We start from the raw sequence: 16050 nt of genomic DNA, 5'->3' as shown, positions 1-16050 counted from the left end.
GGCGGGCACGTCGACGCCGTCAGCCCCTGTCGTGCCGGACGAGGACGTCCTCGACGTGGGTCCGCTTGGACCGGGGCACCAGGACCTCCTGGTCGTAGTGCCCGACGGCGACGAACGAGATGAAGACCTCGTTGTCGGGGACGTCGATGATCTTGCGGATCGCGGCGTCCTTCGCGCTCCCCATCGCGGTGTTCAGGGAGCACGACCCGAGGCCCACCTGGGTCAGGCCGAGGAGCAGCGACATCATGAACAGCCCGCCGTCGACGAACGGCTGGTTGCGCTCCGGGGCGAAGAGGAAGGCGTCGAGGTCGGCCGTGACGAGCAGGAGCCGCGGGGGCATCGCGTAGCCGCTGAAGCCCCCCTGGATGTCCAGCACCGACTTGATGACGTCCGGGTCCTCGAACTGGTGCACGCGGGCGGCCTGGCGGTTGCACACCGACGGCGACTGCATCGCGATCTGCACCGCCCTGGCGACCTCCGCGTCGCTGACGGGCTCGCTGGTGAACTCCCGGACGCTGCGCCGCCCGTAGACGACGTCGAGGAAGCTGCGCTCGTCGTCCTCGGTCTCCAGGACGATCTCGCGGGTCCGCCCGGCGGGCAGGACGCCGCCCTCGGTGTGCGTGCAGTTGTCGATGAGGTCCTGCGACGCCCCCGAGAAGAGCTGGCGGAAGGCGGAGACGTCGGACTTCAGCGCCACATGCCGCTCGAAGTAGGTCTTCATCACGGCCGCGGAGGACTGCAGGTACGGGTCCTCGGTGCTGCGCCCGGCCGACAGCCAGGCGTTCATCTCCTTGGCGAGGCCGGGGACCGCGATCTTGCCGAAGCCCGCGCGGAAGTTGCTCCGGCTCAGGCCCTTCTCGATCGCGTGCGCGTGGAAGATCATCCGCGCGCGGGCACCGGCGACGTGGTCGCCCTGGCCCCCCTGGTGCGCGCGCTGGTACGAGCGCACGTGCCGCTCCTGGTCCGCGAGCGCCAGGGCCCGCGCCTGCTTGGCGAACCCGCCCTGGGCCGGCGCCTTGCCCGGCACCTTGCGCCGGGCCGACGCCGCGACGGAGGCGGGGATCTCCTGGACGGTGATGCTCCGGACCTCGGCGCCCGCCTGGCGCCCGGTGAAGTGCAGCGCCCCGAGCATGATCTGGCTGAGGCCCGGGTCGGAGACGCGGAACGTGATCGTGTCCTGACGCGCCTTGCCCGACTCCTGCCCGACGGCGACCCCGCCGGTGACCTGGAACACCGCGGTCTCGGGGTTGCGCAGGTGCAGGTTGACGGTCGCGGCGTCGGTCCGGGGCGTCCAGTCGATCGTCAGCTGGTACGCCGACCCGGGGGTCAGCGCCTCCGGCAGGTCGGCCCACACGAAGTTGCCGCGCGCCGCGCCGTCGCGCGCGACCTTGAGGCGGGTGCCGCCCCGCTTGCGCGAGACCCGCCAGGCCCGGGTGTTCGCCGTGAACTCGGGACCGTCCAGCCGGAACCTCTGGAAGGGCCGGATCGCGGCGGTGCCCGTCGAGGCGGGGTCGAGCGCGGCCTTCAGCCACTCCCGGGACGACGCGCGGCCGGTCTCGATGTAGTCGCGGGCCTTCGTGAAGTCGATCTCCCGGGTGACGTACACGTTCTCGGCGATCGTCTCGGTGGTGTCGCTCTCGAGCACGCGACGCTGGTCGCCGAAGCCGAGCGACGCCAGCAGGTTCTTGAAGCGGTCGGCCCCGCGCTTGGTGTTGTAGATCGACGAGAAGGGCTTCTCGAAGATCGCCGCGAACGCCGTGCCGTGGAAGCTGTCGGTGATCACGTAGCCGGCGTCGCGGTAGGTGCGCAGGAAGTTCTCCGGGGCGTCCTCGGCCATGATCTCGGCACGGGGCTCGTCCGCGAACAGGGCCGTCACGGCCTCCCGCCCCTCGTCGGGGTTGGGGATGACCACGATCTTCTCGAACCCGAGCTTGTCCGCGACCGCCTGGGCGACGGCCTTCTTCTGCGGGTTGGGGTCGAGGAAGAAGACCGCCAGGTACTCGCCCGCGGGCGCCACGGTCGCGGAGTCCGCGAGCTCGCTGTAGTGCTCCTGCGGCAGCAGGAACACCGGGTCCACCACCAGCGTCGCCTTGGCACCGAAGACGTCCCGCGCCGTGTCGATCGCGTACTCCTCGCGCACGGAGATCGCGGTGAACTGCTGCAGGTGGGGCGCGTGCTTCGCGACGAACGGCAGCTTGAACTTGTCGGTCCCGCGGTTGCCGAACGACGTGCCGTAGGCCACCCGGGAGTTCTTCCCGTCGACGAAGTCGAGGAACAGGTCGTCGTTGACGCGACCGATCAGCGGGTTCCACAGCTGGTCGCTGCCGACGACGAAGGTGCGTGCGACGTCGTTCAGGCGGGGCAGCTGCGAGAAGTGCTCCTGGTCGGTGTGCTCGTACCCGACGCGCCGGGCGAAGTCCATCGAGACGATGTCGGTGGGCCACTGCACCCGGTAGCCGTTGTAGCCGAGCGGCTCGTGCACCATGAGGACCGAGTGGCCGAGGCTCTCGACGGCCCGGTTGAGGCCGTAGTACGTCAGGATCGAACCGTAGTTCTTGCCGTACCACCAGCCCAGGATGGCGACGTCGTACGTCTTCTTCGGATCGGTCATGCGCTCTGTCCCTGCCTACTCAAGATTGCTGCGAAAACACTGGTGATGTGCGGGCCGAACCGGCTCAGGCGTCCTCGCGGGCGGTGTTCGCCCCGAACGTCGCGCCCCACACCTCGACCGAGGTGAACGACGGCATGGCCTGCCGGTACTGCCGGCTCAGGGGCCCCCACTGGGTGCGCAGCTGCCGGTGCAGCCGCACGGTGCGGACCAGGTAGGCGCGGAACTTCTTCGGGTCGCGCACGTACATCGAGGCGCCGGTGCCGTCGGCCGAGGTGACGACGGCGGAGTCGAGGTGCGACAGGCGCCACCACTTGGCGGCGCTCGTCGACACCCGCTCCTCCGGCACCTTGAGGGCCTCGGGCCGCACGGAGCGCAGCTGCTTCGCCATCCCGGTCAGCGCCGAGACGAGGGCCTTGCCCTTCCCGGCGGGGGCCGACGGCATCGTGCCCTTGGGTGCGGGGCGGTGGTGCCTGGTGAGCGGGAACGCGCCGGGCGTCCGCTCCACCACCGCGTCGGAGAACTTCGCGCGCAGCGCCCGCACCTCGGGCAGCGTCTTGCCGATCGTCGCGTGCAGGTGGTGGGGCCCCTCGAGCAGGTCCTCGAGCGCCTTGAGCCGCAGCTCGACGGCCGAGTACTGCAGCTGCAGCAGGTGCTTGATGTCGCCGATGAGGCTCGCGCGCGGGAGCTCGCCGCCCCTGCGGTAGGGCGAGTGCAGCATGGCCGCGAGCCACCGGTTGCGCTGGTGGTAGTACGCCTGCCAGTCGATCGCGTCGTCCTTGTCGACCCACGGCACGTGCCACACCGCGGCGCCGGGCAGGGAGACCGTCGGGATGCCCTTGTCCGCGGCGCGCAGGCTGTACTCGGCGTCGTCCCACTTGATGAACACGGGCAGCGAGAGGCCGACCGAGCGCAGGGCCTCGACCGGGATCAGGGACATCCACCACCCGTTGTAGTCGACGTCCACGCGCTGGTGCAGCCACGGGGTCGTGCGCAACGGGTGCAGCGAGAAGTCGTGGTGGTCGAACGTGTTCTCGATCTTGCCCCACCAGAACTTGTAGCGGTTGACCCGTTCGCCGAAGGCGTGCAGGCACGACTTCTCGTGCATCGAGAACATGTGCCCGCCCACGATCGTGGGGATGCGGGCGAAGTCGCCGAACGCGACCGCGCGCGCGACGCCCTCGGGCTCCGAGACGACGTCGTCGTCGAGCAGCAGCACGTAGTCGGACTCGCCGGCGCGCAGCGTCTCCGCCATGCCGCGCGAGAACCCGCCGGAGCCGCCCAGGTTCCCCTGGCGCACGACCGAGAGCCGTCCGCCCAGCCCGGCCTCGGCGGCCGCGAAGTCGGGCTCGTCCTGGACGAGCTGGGTGCCCTGGTCGACCACGTAGACCCGGTCGATCAGGTCCTTGAGCCCGTCGTCCGCGCCGAGCGTGTGCAGCTGGGCCACGCAGTAGTCGGGCCGGTTGAAGGTGGTGATGGCGATCGAGGCGGTGCCGTCCTTGCGCGCGTGCGAGCTGGCGACGCTCCACTCCGCCGACTGGAGGGTCACCGCGCCGTCGGAGGCGTACAGGTCGAACCAGTACCAGCCGCCGTCGCCGAAGGGCACGAGCGTCAGGTCGACGTCGACGACGCCGTCCGCGCTGTGGATCAGCCGCACCCGCTGGGGGTTGCCCCGCGCGTTCGACTTGTACACCGCGACCGTCGCCCCGCCGGACAGCCGGATGCTGAGGCGCACCTCGGAGACGTCGGTCCAGCGGCGCCAGTACCCGGCGGGGAACGCGCTGAAGTAGGCGCCGAACGAGGCCTCGCTCCCGGAGTCGAGGCGCATCGACCGGCGCCCCAGGATCTCCGCCCCGGCCTCGGTGGGCGGGACGGCCGGGTGCGCCTCCCCGACGGCGCGCGCCATCGTGAAGTCCACGTACAGCGGCAGGGTGTCGGGGTCGGCGTCGGGCGGCAGGACGATCCGGTGCACGACGCGGCGTGACACCTCGGCGTCCGAGGCTGCTTCGAGCTCTTCCATGATGGTCATGCGGCACCTCCGAACGTGGCGTCGAGCTTGTTGTCGACCATCGAGAGCGCGGACCCGATCGCCATGTGCATGTCGAGGTACTGGTAGGTGCCCAGTCGGCCTCCGAAGAACACGTTCTTCTCTCCCTCCATGAGCTTGCGGTAGATCTGCAGCCGCTCGCGGTCAGCAGGAGTGTTGACGGGGTAGTACGGCTCGTCCCCGCGCTCGGCGAAGCGGGAGTACTCCCGCACGATCACCGTCTTGTCGCGCTGGTAGTCCCGCTCGGGGTGGAAGTGGCGGAACTCGAGGATGCGCGTGTACGGCACGTCCAGGTCGGCGTAGTTCATCACCGGGGCGCCCTGGAAGTCGTGGACCGGAAGCACCTCCTGCTCGAAGTCCAGGGTGCGCCACGAGAGCTCGCCCTCGTAGAAGTCGAAATAGCGGTCGACCGGGCCGGTGTAGATGACGGGCACCTGGCCGACGGTCGCGTCCTTGTTCACCGGCTGCGCGGCGTCGAAGAAGTCCGTGTCGAGCCGCACCTCGATGCGCGGGTGGTCGGCCATCCGCTCGAGCCAGGCGGTGTAGCCGTCCACCGGCAGGCCCTCGTACGTGTCGTTGAAGTAGCGGTTGTCGTACGTGTAGCGCACGGGGAGCCGCTTGATGATCGACGCCGGGAGGTCCCTGGGGTCGGTCTGCCACTGCTTGGCGGTGTAGTCCCGGATGAACGCCTCGTACAGCGGCCGGCCGATGAGCGACACGCCCTGTTCGTCGAGGTTCTCGGGGTCCTTGCCGGCGAGCTCCCCCGCGTGCTCGGCGATGAGCTCGCGGGCCGCGTCGGGGCCGTGGGCCGAGCGGAAGAACTGGTTGATCGTGCCCAGGTTGATCGGCATCGGATACACCTCGCCGCGATGCGTCGTGTACACGCGATGCACGTAGTCGGTGAATGCCGTGAATCGGGTGACGTAGTCCCACACCCGTTCGTTCGAGGTGTGGAAGAGGTGCGCTCCGTACTGGTGGACCTCGATGCCGGTCTCGGGCTCGGCGGCGCTGTAGGCGTTGCCGCCGACGTGGTGGCGCCGGTCGATCACGAGCACGTTCACGCCGTACTGTTCGGCGAGCCTCTCGGCAACGGTCAGGCCGAAAAATCCGGAGCCCACCACGACAGCGTCCGTCATCAGACGTTTCCCCTCGAATCAGTGCAGTTCACAGTGCTCCCCAAGGCGGGGTGACGGGAATCGGACGAATGGCGGGCGGACATCGTGAGTGCCGACATCTGCATGAGGACCCCCAATTCCGTACCGAGCCTGCGATCTTCCGAGATCTGCCGTCTGCACCGAACGTTGGCATGGCCGGTAGGAGGACTGACGAATCTCAGGGAAACGCCGGACGAACGTCAGGCGAACGGAACGTCCGCTCTCGCCCTTGGACGCTCGGCGGTCCGTCGGCGATCATCGACCGGTGATCATCGCCGAGGACCTGCTCCTGCTCGCCTACGACGACGAGAGCGGCAAGCCGACCGGGGACCACGCGCAGCTGGACTACCGGCTCGCGGGCGCGCTGCTGGTCCAGCTCGCCGTGGAGGGCCGCGTGGACGTGGCGCAGACCGACCTGGTGCGGCCCGACGGGTCACGTGTCAAGGCCGGCCGCGCCGTCGTGCGGGACGGCTCGCCCACCGGACATCCGGCGCTCGACCGCGCGCTCGCGGTCGTCGCGGAGAAGCCGCGCACGCCGAAGGACCTCGTCGTCCCGCTGTCGAAGGGCCTCCGCGACGCGCTCCTGGCGGGGCTCGCCGGGCGCGGCGTGCTGCGACGGGAGTCCGGGAAGGTGCTCGGGATCTTTCCCACGACGTCGTGGCCCACGGCGGACGCCACCCACGAGCAGCGGCTGCGGGCGCTGTGCCGGGAGGTGCTCCTCGGGTCCCGCGTCCCGGACGACCGCACCGCCGCGCTGATCGCCGTCGCGCACGGCTCCGGCCTGGTCCGCGGGCTCGTGGCGAAGGGCGACCGGGCGCGGGCCGAGGCGCGGGCGAAGGAGCTCGCCGAGCAGAGCTGGGCGAGCGAGGCCGTGCGCAAGGCCGTCGACGAGATGGTCGCGGCCGTCGTCCTGACAGCCGTGATCATCCCCGCCACCACCGCCACGATGATGACGAGCTGACCCGGCCGCGGATCACGCTCGTCCGGCAGGCGCCGGGAACGACGACGGGGCTCGCGCGTCGCGCGAGCCCCGTCGAGAGCCGGGTGTCAGGCGAAGGCCGAGACCCCGGTGATGTCACGACCGACGATGAGCGCCTGCATCGACTCGGTGCCCTCGTAGGTGTGCAGCGCCTCGAGGTCGGCGAAGTGCCGCGCGACGCGGTTGGCGAGGAGGATGCCGTTGCCGCCGAGCATGTCGCGGGCGATCGACGCGACCTCGCGGGCCTGGCGCGTCGTCGTGTACTTGGCGAGCGACGCCTGCTCGCCGGTGAGCGTGCCGGCGTCGGCCAGGCGGGTGATCTGCGCGACCAGCAGCTGCATCTGCGTGACGAGCGAGAGCATGCGGGTGAGCCGCTCCTGCACCATCTGGTTCTTGGCCAGCGGCCGGCCGAACTGGATGCGCTGCGTCGCGTACGCCGCGGCCGCCTCGTAGCAGGCGACGGCGTGCCCGACGGCGGACCAGGCGACGGCGAGGCGCGTGGCGAACAGGACGGCGGCGGTCGCCTTGAACGACGTCGCGCCGGGCAGCGCGGCGCTCGCCGGGACGAACACGTCGTCGAGCACGATGTGCGCCTGCCAGATGGCACGCAGCGACACCTTGCCCTCGATGGTCGTGGCGGTGTAGCCGGGCGCGTCCTGCGGGACGATGAAGCCGTGCACCTGGTTGTCGCCGTCGTCCCCGACGAGCCGGGCCCAGACGACCGTGATGTCGCCGCAGGAGCCGAAGCCGATCCACTTCTTCTCGCCGTCGATGACGTAGCCCTCGACGCCGTCGCGCGTCTCCTTGCGGGCCGCGGTCTCGAGCGAGACGGAGTCCGAGCCGTGGGTGGGCTCCGTGAGCGCGAACGCGCCGAGGATCTCGCCGCGCGCCATCGGCTCGGCGTAGGTCGCGACCTGCTCGGGAGAGCCGTGCATGACGATCGAGCGCAGCGCCAGCCCGCCCTGGACGCCGCAGATCGTGGCGACGGAGCCGTCGCCGCGCGACATCTCCATGCTGGCCAGGCCCTCGGCCATGAACGAGATCTTCGGGCGGCCGTCGACGTCGACGCCGTCGCGCAGGAAGTCGCGCTCGGCGAGCTTCTTCACGAGGTCGAACGGCACCTCGGCGCGCTCCCAGTAGCCGTCGATGACGGGGAGGACCTCGTCCTGGACGAACTCGCGGACGGCGAGCTGGTGGGCGCGCGCCTCGGGGGCGACGTCGGCGAAGGCGCCCACGTAGTCGAGGTCCAGCGGCTGCGAGACGTCGTAGTCGGGGGCGGTCACGCCGGGCATGACTGGGGCGGTGCGGGTCATCGACGACCTCTCTCTGCGCGGGGGTCCGTTCCGGGCCCGGTGAGGAGTGCGGACCGGCGCCGTCGCGAGGCTGGTGGTGGACGACGCCGGTCTCCCCTCATCGTCACCCGCGACGGCGTCTCACGTCAAGCGATACTCGGTCTCACCCCCTTGTGGCGAGGTAGTTCTCAACCCGGCGAGGTAGTCCGAATCTCCGCGGGGTAGTCCGAATCCTCGTGAAGTAGTTCGGGACTCGGCGAGGTAGTTCCAGGCTCGGCGAGGTAGTTCGGGCTCGGGCCAGACTGTGGGCATGGCGACCACGAGCGCAGGGCTGCTGCTGTACCGGACGACGTCCGACGGCGGGATCGAGGTACTGCTCGGACACATGGGCGGCCCGTTCTGGGCACGCAAGGACGCCGGCGCGTGGTCCGTCCTCAAGGGCGAGCTCGACCCGGACGAGGAGCCGCACGCGGCCGCCCTGCGCGAGGCCGCCGAGGAGCTGGGCCTGCCCCTGCCCGCGCCGTCGTCCCCGGACGTCGACCTGGGCGAGGTGCGGCAGAAGTCCGGCAAGCGCGTCCTGGCCTGGGCGCGCGAGTGGCCGCCGCCCGGCCCGGACCTGGACCAGGTGCGCAGCAACACGGTCGAGATCGAGTGGCCGCCGCGGTCCGGGCGGCGGATGGAGGTCCCGGAGATCGACCGGGCCGCCTGGTTCGCGCCCGACGACGCACGGCGCGTCGTCGTCAGTGCCCAGGCCGCGTTCGTCGACCGCCTGGAGGCCGCGCTCGGCCGCTGACCGGAACTACCTCGCGAGGATTCGAACTACCTCGCGGATCCCCGAACTACCTCGCGAGGATTCGAACTACCTCGCGGATCCCGGAAATACCTCGCGGGAATCTGAACTACCTCGGCGTCAGACGGTGAACGTCAGCCACAGCAGGGCGAGGTTCAGCGCCACGATGACGGCGGCCACGGCCCACGCCGCGACCTGGGTGGCGAGGCCGTTGCGGAACCCGCCGAGCAGGCCGGCGTCGCGGGTGATCCGCACCAGCGGGATCATCGCGAAGGGGATGCCGAAGCTGAGCACCACCTGGCTCACCACCAGCAGCCAGGTGGGCGAGACGCCGGTCGCGAGCAGCACGATCGCGGGCACCAGGGTGACCAGCCGCCGGGCGAGCAGCGAGACGCGCACGTGCAGCAGGCCGGACATGATCTCCGCGCCCGCGTAGGCGCCGACCGACGTCGACGCCAGCCCCGACGCGAGCAGCCCGACGCCGAACAGCACCGCGACCGCGGGCCCGAGCGACGACTCGATGGCGGCGTGCGCACCCTCGATCGAGTCGGTGCCGGTGCGGCCGGGCAGGTTCGCCGCGGCGAGCAGCAGCATCGCGATGTTCACGCTGCCGGCCAGCACCAGTGCGGAGACGACGTCCCAGCGCGTGGCGGTCAGCAGGCGACGGACCACCGGCGGCGACGGCGGAGCGGGGACGGCGACGTCGTCGTCCGCCACCGCGTCGTCGCGCGCCTCGGCCCCGGCGGCCAGGGCCTGCCGCCGCTCGACGCGGGCGTCGTGCCGCACCCGGTCGCGGGCGAGCGACGAGTGCAGATAGATCGCGTGGGGCATGACCGTGGCGCCGAGCATCGAGGCGGCGAGCAGCACCGACTCCGGGCCGTCGAGCCGCGGCACGAGCCCGCCGAGCACCGCCCCCAGGTCGGGCGGCGCGAAGAACAGGCCCGCGCAGAACCCCACCGTGAGGACGGCGAGCATCGACGTCACGACCGTCTCGAAGACGCGCTGGCCGCGGCGCTGCTGCACGGTGAGCACCAGCATCGACACGACGCCGGTGATGAGGCCGCCCAGCACCAGCGGGACACCGAACAGCAGGTGCAGGGCGATGGCGCCGCCGATCACCTCGGCGACGTCGGTGGCCATCGCGACCACCTCGGCCTGGACCCAGTAGGCGATCCGGCCGCGGCGGGAGAGCCGCTCGCCGAGCACCTCGGGCAGCGAGCGCCCGGTGACCACGCCGAGCTTGGCGGAGAGGTACTGCACCAGCACGGCCATGACGTTCGCGACGACCAGCACCCACACGAGCAGGTACCCGAACCGAGCCCCAGCCGTGAGGTTGGCGGCGACGTTGCCCGGGTCCACGTAGGCGATGGCCGCGACGAACGCCGGGCCGAGCAGGGTCACCAGCCGCGCCTGACGGCGCGCCGTCACCGGCCGCTGACCGCCCCGCTCCGCCGTCGCCTCGCGCGTCGTCCTCGCCACGCCCCGCCTCCCTCGCTCTCGAACTACCTCGCCACTGGCCGAACTACCTCGCGGCCGGATGAACTACCTCGCCGTGGGCTGAACTACCTCGGCACGAGGGGAACTACCTCGGCGGTCGGCGGCCGGCCCCATCGTTTTTCGGATACCCGAAATCTTAGACGTCCATGACCGTATCGCGCACCCCCGCGAACGTCCCGGGGCGGTGCCGAGGTCGGTCTGTCACCATGTCGGGCGTGCCATCCACGCAGACCTCCGCCGCGCGGAGCGCCTCCGGTCCCCTCGGCGTCGCGCTGCGGTCCCGGTGGCTGCTGGCGCTCGGCTTCGTCGCCGTGCACGCCTGGGTGGTGGGGCAGGCCATCTCCTGGGGCTACACGATCTACGGCGACGTCACGCTCTACGAGTGGTGGGCCCGGCACGGGCTCGACACGGGGCAGTGGCCGGTCCTCGACTACGACTGGGTGTACCCCGCGGGGGCGCTGGTGCCCGTCACCCTGCCTGCGCTCGTCACGGGCGGTCTGCTGGGGTACGAGATCGTCTGGACGGCGATGGTCGTGGCCCTGAACGCCGTCGCGACAGTCGTGCTGGTGCGCTCCGCGCCGCGCGGGGTGCTCGGCGCCTGGTGGTGGCTCGCGTTCCTGCTCGCCCTCGGGCCGATCTTCCTCGGCCGCCTGGACGGCGTCGTCGCGCCGCTCATCCTCATCGCGCTGACCGTCGCGGCACGACGCCCGACGCTCGCGGCGGCGGTCGCCACGGCGGGCGCGTGGATCAAGATCGCCCCCGGGGCGGTGGTCGTGGCACTCGCCGCGACACGCGCCCGCTGGCGCGACCTGCTGCGGCAGGTGGTGGTCCCCGGCGCGGTGGTGAGCGTCGTCGTGGTGGGCCTGGCCCTGGCGGGTGGCGCCGACCAGCGCGCGTTCAGCGTGTTCGGGCAGCAGGAGGCGCGCACGCTGCAGGCGGAGTCGGTGTTCGCCACCTGGTTCAGCGTGGCGCGGCTGTGGGACCCGTCGGTGCGGATCGACTACAACGACGTGATCTTCACCTACGAGGTGCAGGGCGACGCCGCCCGCCAGGTCGCGTCCCTGCTCGACTGGCTGCTGCCCGTCGCGGTGCTGCTGATCGCGGCCCTCACCTGGTGGACGGCGCGACGACGCCCCGACCACGCGGGCGACGTGCTGCTGCTCAGCACGGCCGCCCTTCTCCTGGCGCTCATCGTGTTCAACAAGGTCGGGTCGCCCCAGTTCGTCGCGTGGATCGGGCCGCCCCTGGCCGCCGCGGTCGCCCTGGCCGGGCCGGGCACGCGGCGGCTGTGGGGGCCGCCCGCGGTCGGAGTGCTGCTGGCCGCGCTCGGCACGCAGATCGTCTACCCGGTGGCGTACGGCGAGTTCCTCGGCGGTCAGCCTGCGATGGTCGTCGTCGAGGGGCTGCGGAACCTGGCGCTCGTCGTGCTGCTCGTCGGCGCGGTGTGGCGGATCGTGCAGCTCGGCCGGGACGGCGTGCGGCACCCCACAGGCGACGACGCCCCCGCCTGAGCGGGCGCATCCAGGCAGGCGTTCACCGGCGGGTCGGCGCCCGTTCACCCCGGGCTCCCCCGGCGGCCATCCGTCCTCCCTACGGTCACCCCGACGGCGCGCTCGGCGCGCGCCCCGGCACCGGAGGCCCCCTTGCGCACACCGCTCCCCCGCACCCCGATCTTCAGCACCCCGCGATTCACGTCCACCCCGCGGCGCGCCGTCGTCGCCGGCTGCGCCACCGCCCTCGCCGTCGCGCTGGCGGTGCCCGTCGCGCTCACCGCGTCGGCGCACCGCGACGTGACACCGGGCACCGGAGTCGTCTCCGATCCCGTCGAGCTCTCGGCCGACGACGCGCGGCTCGCCCTCTCGCCCCTCGGCGCGTACGCCACCGGCACCTTCGACGAGTCGGCGGCGGAGATCGTCGCGTACCACGCGCGCTCGGAGCGCCTCTTCTCGGTGAACGCGCAGGCGGGCGAGGTGACCGTGCTCGACGTCGCGCGCCCGTCGTCGCCCCGCAAGCTGTTCGCTCTCGAGACGACGGGCGTGCGCGCTGCGGACGGCTCGAGGGTTCCCGAGGGCGCCGTGGCGAACTCGGTCGCGGTGCGCCCCGACGGCCTCGGCGTCGTCGCCGTGGAGTCGCCCGACAAGGTCTCCGACGGCTGGCTGGTGCTCTTCGACGCCGCCGGCGACGGCGAGGCGCTCGGCGCGTGGCGCGTGGGCGCGCTGCCCGACATGGTCACGATCACGCCCGACGGCCGCAGCGCCGTCGTCGCGAACGAGGGCGAGCCGGCGGACGACTTCTCCGTCGACCCCGAGGGCTCGGTGTCCGTCGTCGACCTGCCCCGCCGGCTCACCGGCAAGCACGCCGGCGCCGTCGCGCAGGACGCCGTGCGCACCGCGACCTTCCACGCCTTCGAGGGCGACGCCCTGCCCGACGGCGTGCGCGTCTTCGGGCCGGACGTGGCCGGCCCGGACGGGTCGCTCGCCCACCGCGTCTCCCGCAACCTCGAGCCGGAGTACGTGACGGTCTCGAAGGACTCCCGCACCGCCTACGTGGCGCTGCAGGAGGCGAACGCCGTCGCCGAGGTCGACCTGCGGCGCGCCCGCACCACCGACCTGTGGTCGCTGGGCAGCAAGGACCACTCCCTGCCCGGGCAGGGCATCGACCCCTCCGACAAGGACGACGAGGCGGCCGTCCGCGAGGTCCCCGTCCGGGGCCTGTACATGCCGGACGGGATCGCGTCGTACACGTCCCGCGGGCGGACCTACCTCGTCACCGCGAACGAGGGCGACGCCCGCGAGTGGGGCGACTACGCCGAGCCCGCGCGCGTCAAGGACCTGGGCGACGACGGCCTCGCGCCCGTGTGCGACGACTCCCCCGCGGCGGCGCTGCTCGACGACGCCGACCTCGGCCGGCTGAACGTCAGCACGGCCTCCGGCCTGCGCGCCGACGGCTCCTGCTACGAGGAGCTGTACGCGTTCGGCGGCCGGTCGTTCTCCGTGTGGACCACCGACGGCGAGCTCGTCTTCGACTCCGGCGACGCGTTCGAGCGCGTGACCGCCGAGGTCCTCGGCGACGCGTTCAACACCAACCACACCGAGACGAAGGGCGACGGCCGCAGCGACGACAAGGGCCCCGAGCCGGAGAACCTCACGATCGGCGAGGTCTCGGGCCGCACGTACGCCTTCGTCGGCCTGGAGCGCGCGGGCGGCGTGATGGTCTACGACATCACCCGACCCGAGCGCTCCAGGTTCGTCACGTACGTCTCGAACCGCGACTACTCGGTGTCCGCCGAGGACGCGATCGACGACGGCGCCGACCCCGCCGACGTGCTCGCCGGAGCCGGCGACCTGGGGCCCGAGGGGCTGACGTTCGTCCCGGCGAAGGACTCGCCGACGCACCGGCCGCTGCTCGCCGTCGCCAACGAGGTGTCCGGCACGACGACGCTGTTCGACGTCTCTGCTGGTTGAGCTCGTCGAAACCCCGAACCGGGTCTCGACGAGCTCGACCGACGGACGCTGGTCGAGGCCGGTCGCGTCAGACGACGACGCCGGCGGCCGGCCCCGGGTCCTCCTGCTCGGTCACCGGCACGGGGTTCGCGAGGAACTCGCGGACCTGGTCAGCCGTCGGGAAGGTCGTCATCCCGGAGCCCGAGAACCAGTGGACGAGCCACGTCGCCAGGTCGCGCACCGGCACGTTGAGCTGGTTGGACGCGGTCCGCAGGTGCTCGAAGGCCTCCTCGCCGTCGACCCCGAACGAGACCATGAGCACGCCCTTCGCCTGCTCGATGGCGGCCCGGCGCTTCGCGGACGCCTGGATCGACGCCGTCGCCTCCCGCTGGGCGATCTCCCGGTTCGCCTCGGTCACGTCGATGAAGTACCCGAACAGCTCGGTGACCTCCCCCGTGTCCGGGTCGCGGCGGCCCTGCCCGGTGACGGCGAGGGTGCGGGTGCCCCCGTGCGCGTCCCTGATGCGGTGCACCGAGCTGAAGGCCTCGCCCGTGGCGGCCGCCTTCTTGAGGGCGTGGTCCACCCGGTCGCGATCCTCCGGGTGCTTGTGAGAGAGCATGAGCTCGGTCGTCGGGACGACCTCGCCGGGACGGAATCCGTGCATCTCGAAGACCTCGTCGGACCAGGCCCAGCGTCCCGTCGACAGGTCCAACCGATAGCGACCGACCGGGGGTTGTGTCCCGGGCGCGAGCGCTGCCTCGAGCGACTGGTCCACGACACCGTTCTCGTCCACGGAGCGTTCCTCCTTCACAAACAGCGCAGCAGCCAGAGTCGGACACCCTAAGACTGGACCGGCGACGACCCTTCCGCCACCCCCTGTCGACGGCACGCTCACGGTGACCCGTGACCCGCCGTGGCGCCGCTCCGGGCGGCCGTCGCCACCGCGCGCCAGAGCCCCACGACGGCCAGCGCCGCGAGCGCGACGCCGCTCGCCGCGTACAGGACCGACGGGACGGCGGAGTGGGCCTCGCCCGTGATGTCGAACGTGTCGGCCAGGTCCATCCCCATGTCGAACGCGGCCCAGAAGTAGGCCGGAGCGCCCAGGGCGAGCACGGCGAGCTGGAGCGCCAGCGCGGTGGCGGGGGCCACCCGTCGACGGATCGCGACGGCGCCGGCCGCGACCGACAGGGCGACGCCCAGCGCCGCCCAACCGACCAGGAACGGCACCTTGCCCGCCACCGACACCCCGGCCGCGGCCAGCTCGGCGGAGATCTGTGCGGACGTCATGCCGGGCATCGCCGCCAGCGGCTCCAGCACCAGGATCGTCAGCACCATGACCGTCGCGTAGCAGGCCACCAGCACCGGCCCGACCGGCAGCCACCACGTGCCCCACCGTGTCCAGGCGGCGTCGTGCGACCGTGGTGCCGGGACGAGCGGGGACGCTGGCGTCATGGCCAGGAGAGTACGTGCTTGCTCCGCGGCGGACGTCACCGTTCGCCGTCGAGCACCAGCTCGTCGAGCGCACGACGCAGCGCGTCCGTGTCCGGGCCGGGCACGCAGGCCGGGATCCGCAGGAAGTCCTCGAGGTCGGCGCGGGTGAAATCGGTGAGCAGGTCCGCCCGCCCGTCACGGATGGACTCGACGACCGTGGGCCCGTGGACGAAGACGGGGTCGGTGAGCCGGAGCCCGCCGTCGGCCGCCTGGAGGATGTTGCCGGGACGGATGTCCGCGCCGCCCCACAGCCGGTAGCGGGCAGCGCCGTCGGCGAGGAGCCCCTCGATCCGACGACGCAGGTCGACGACGTCGGGGTGGTCGGCGAGGGCGCCGCTCGCGCCGCCGGGCGGCGTCGGGTCGCCGGGCGGCGTCGGGTCGGACCCGCTCGGGATGCCGAGGGACGCCACGAGGTCTCGGGCGCGGCCCTCGTCCGCCGGGTGCAGTCGCTCCATGACGACGACGTAGCCGCGGTGGCGGAGCGGCACGACGTCGTCCACCCGCACCAGGAACGGGTTGGGCGGCCCGGCGAGGCAGGCGTCGGCGAACAGCCGGAACGCCGGGTCGAACGGCGTGACGCGTGCGGCGAGCGTGTCGTCCGGGGACGCGAGCACCCGGGCCCAGTCGCCGGTGCCCACCTCCTGCCAGCCCGCGGACTCGAGGGCGGCGCGTGCGTCGTCGGCGGTGGTGTCGGGGGCGAGCGTCGGGAGCACGCCTCAGCATCGCCCGTGCCCCGCCGCCCCGTCAGG

The 16050-nt window shown here is 72.2% G+C and carries 12 protein-coding genes; 4 read left to right on the top strand and 8 right to left on the bottom strand.

Going from position 1 to position 16050, the window contains the following annotated elements:
* Window positions 1–19: 19 nt before the first annotated feature.
* The 3 genes from AAG589_RS11110 to glf all read right to left on the bottom strand — a co-directional run bounded on the left by AAG589_RS11110 (window position 20) and on the right by glf (window position 5794).
* Window positions 20–2611, bottom strand: coding sequence for a polysaccharide pyruvyl transferase family protein (locus AAG589_RS11110; RefSeq protein WP_430567321.1), 2592 nt, complete (start codon window positions 2609–2611; stop codon window positions 20–22).
* 64 nt (window positions 2612–2675) lie between these two features.
* The gene (locus tag AAG589_RS11105) at window positions 2676–4637 is read right to left on the bottom strand and encodes a glycosyltransferase (RefSeq protein WP_430567320.1); all 1962 of its coding nucleotides are present in this window, start codon (window positions 4635–4637) and stop codon (window positions 2676–2678) included.
* Complete coding sequence (gene glf / locus AAG589_RS11100; RefSeq protein WP_430568010.1) at window positions 4634–5794, bottom strand: UDP-galactopyranose mutase; 1161 nt, start codon at window positions 5792–5794, stop codon at window positions 4634–4636. Before glf ends, AAG589_RS11105 begins: the two co-directional genes overlap by 4 nt.
* A 280-nt stretch (window positions 5795–6074) precedes the next feature.
* On the opposite strand from glf, the gene AAG589_RS11095 reads away from it, so the two are divergent.
* Window positions 6075–6770, top strand: coding sequence for a GOLPH3/VPS74 family protein (locus AAG589_RS11095; protein ID WP_430567319.1), 696 nt, complete (start codon window positions 6075–6077; stop codon window positions 6768–6770).
* An 86-nt stretch (window positions 6771–6856) separates the two neighbouring features.
* On the opposite strand, the gene AAG589_RS11090 is transcribed toward AAG589_RS11095, so the two are convergent.
* Window positions 6857–8101: an acyl-CoA dehydrogenase family protein gene (locus tag AAG589_RS11090; protein ID WP_430567318.1), complete on the bottom strand. Its 1245-nt coding sequence runs from the start codon at window positions 8099–8101 to the stop codon at window positions 6857–6859.
* A 289-nt stretch (window positions 8102–8390) separates the two neighbouring features.
* Between AAG589_RS11090 and AAG589_RS11085 the strand changes: the two genes are divergently transcribed.
* Complete coding sequence (locus AAG589_RS11085; protein ID WP_430567317.1) at window positions 8391–8873, top strand: NUDIX domain-containing protein; 483 nt, start codon at window positions 8391–8393, stop codon at window positions 8871–8873.
* Between the two features lie 117 nt (window positions 8874–8990).
* On the opposite strand, the gene AAG589_RS11080 is transcribed toward AAG589_RS11085, so the two are convergent.
* Window positions 8991–10298, bottom strand: a complete 1308-nt coding sequence (locus AAG589_RS11080; RefSeq protein WP_430568009.1) for an Nramp family divalent metal transporter — start codon at window positions 10296–10298, stop codon at window positions 8991–8993.
* Between the two features lie 275 nt (window positions 10299–10573).
* Here AAG589_RS11080 and AAG589_RS11075 point away from each other — a divergent pair, with 275 nt between their 5' ends.
* Together AAG589_RS11075 and AAG589_RS11070 are read left to right on the top strand one after the other, a co-directional pair.
* A complete protein-coding gene (locus AAG589_RS11075) occupies window positions 10574–11878 on the top strand; it encodes a glycosyltransferase 87 family protein (protein ID WP_446719728.1) in 1305 nt (434 codons plus the stop codon).
* 132 nt (window positions 11879–12010) lie between these two features.
* Window positions 12011–13831 carry a choice-of-anchor I family protein gene (locus tag AAG589_RS11070; protein ID WP_446719727.1) on the top strand — a complete coding sequence of 607 codons (1821 nt, stop codon included), beginning with the start codon at window positions 12011–12013 and terminating at the stop codon, window positions 13829–13831.
* Window positions 13832–13898: 67 nt separating this feature from the next.
* On the opposite strand, the gene AAG589_RS11065 is transcribed toward AAG589_RS11070, so the two are convergent.
* From AAG589_RS11065 to AAG589_RS11055, 3 genes are all read right to left on the bottom strand, one after another.
* Window positions 13899–14603, bottom strand: coding sequence for a PAS and ANTAR domain-containing protein (locus AAG589_RS11065; RefSeq protein ID WP_430567315.1), 705 nt, complete (start codon window positions 14601–14603; stop codon window positions 13899–13901).
* 98 nt (window positions 14604–14701) lie between these two features.
* Complete coding sequence (locus tag AAG589_RS11060) at window positions 14702–15262, bottom strand: hypothetical protein (protein WP_430567314.1); 561 nt, start codon at window positions 15260–15262, stop codon at window positions 14702–14704.
* A gap of 35 nt (window positions 15263–15297) precedes the next feature.
* A complete protein-coding gene (locus tag AAG589_RS11055) occupies window positions 15298–16014 on the bottom strand; it encodes a hypothetical protein (protein ID WP_430567313.1) in 717 nt (238 codons plus the stop codon).
* Between the last annotated feature and the right edge of the window lie 36 nt (window positions 16015–16050).

This window comes from Isoptericola sp. F-RaC21, from assembly GCF_038593535.1.
In the GTDB taxonomy this organism is placed as follows: Bacteria; Actinomycetota; Actinomycetes; order Actinomycetales; family Cellulomonadaceae; genus Isoptericola.
The sequence above is the reverse complement of the archived record's forward strand: the minus strand, read 5'-3'. Positions and strand labels throughout refer to the sequence as shown.

What these genes read in the sequence shown, in the direction of transcription:
- AAG589_RS11085 (WP_430567317.1), top strand. Translation starts at nt 8,391, where the DNA reads ATGGCGACCACGAGCGCAGGGCTGCTGCTGTACCGGACGACGTCCGAC.
- AAG589_RS11105 (WP_430567320.1), bottom strand. Translation starts at nt 4,637, where the DNA reads ATGACCATCATGGAAGAGCTCGAAGCAGCCTCGGACGCCGAGGTGTCA.
- AAG589_RS11090 (WP_430567318.1), bottom strand. Translation starts at nt 8,101, where the DNA reads ATGACCCGCACCGCCCCAGTCATGCCCGGCGTGACCGCCCCCGACTAC.
- AAG589_RS11060 (WP_430567314.1), bottom strand. Translation starts at nt 15,262, where the DNA reads ATGACGCCAGCGTCCCCGCTCGTCCCGGCACCACGGTCGCACGACGCC.
- AAG589_RS11075 (WP_446719728.1), top strand. Translation starts at nt 10,574, where the DNA reads ATGTCGGGCGTGCCATCCACGCAGACCTCCGCCGCGCGGAGCGCCTCC.
- AAG589_RS11110 (WP_430567321.1), bottom strand. Translation starts at nt 2,611, where the DNA reads ATGACCGATCCGAAGAAGACGTACGACGTCGCCATCCTGGGCTGGTGG.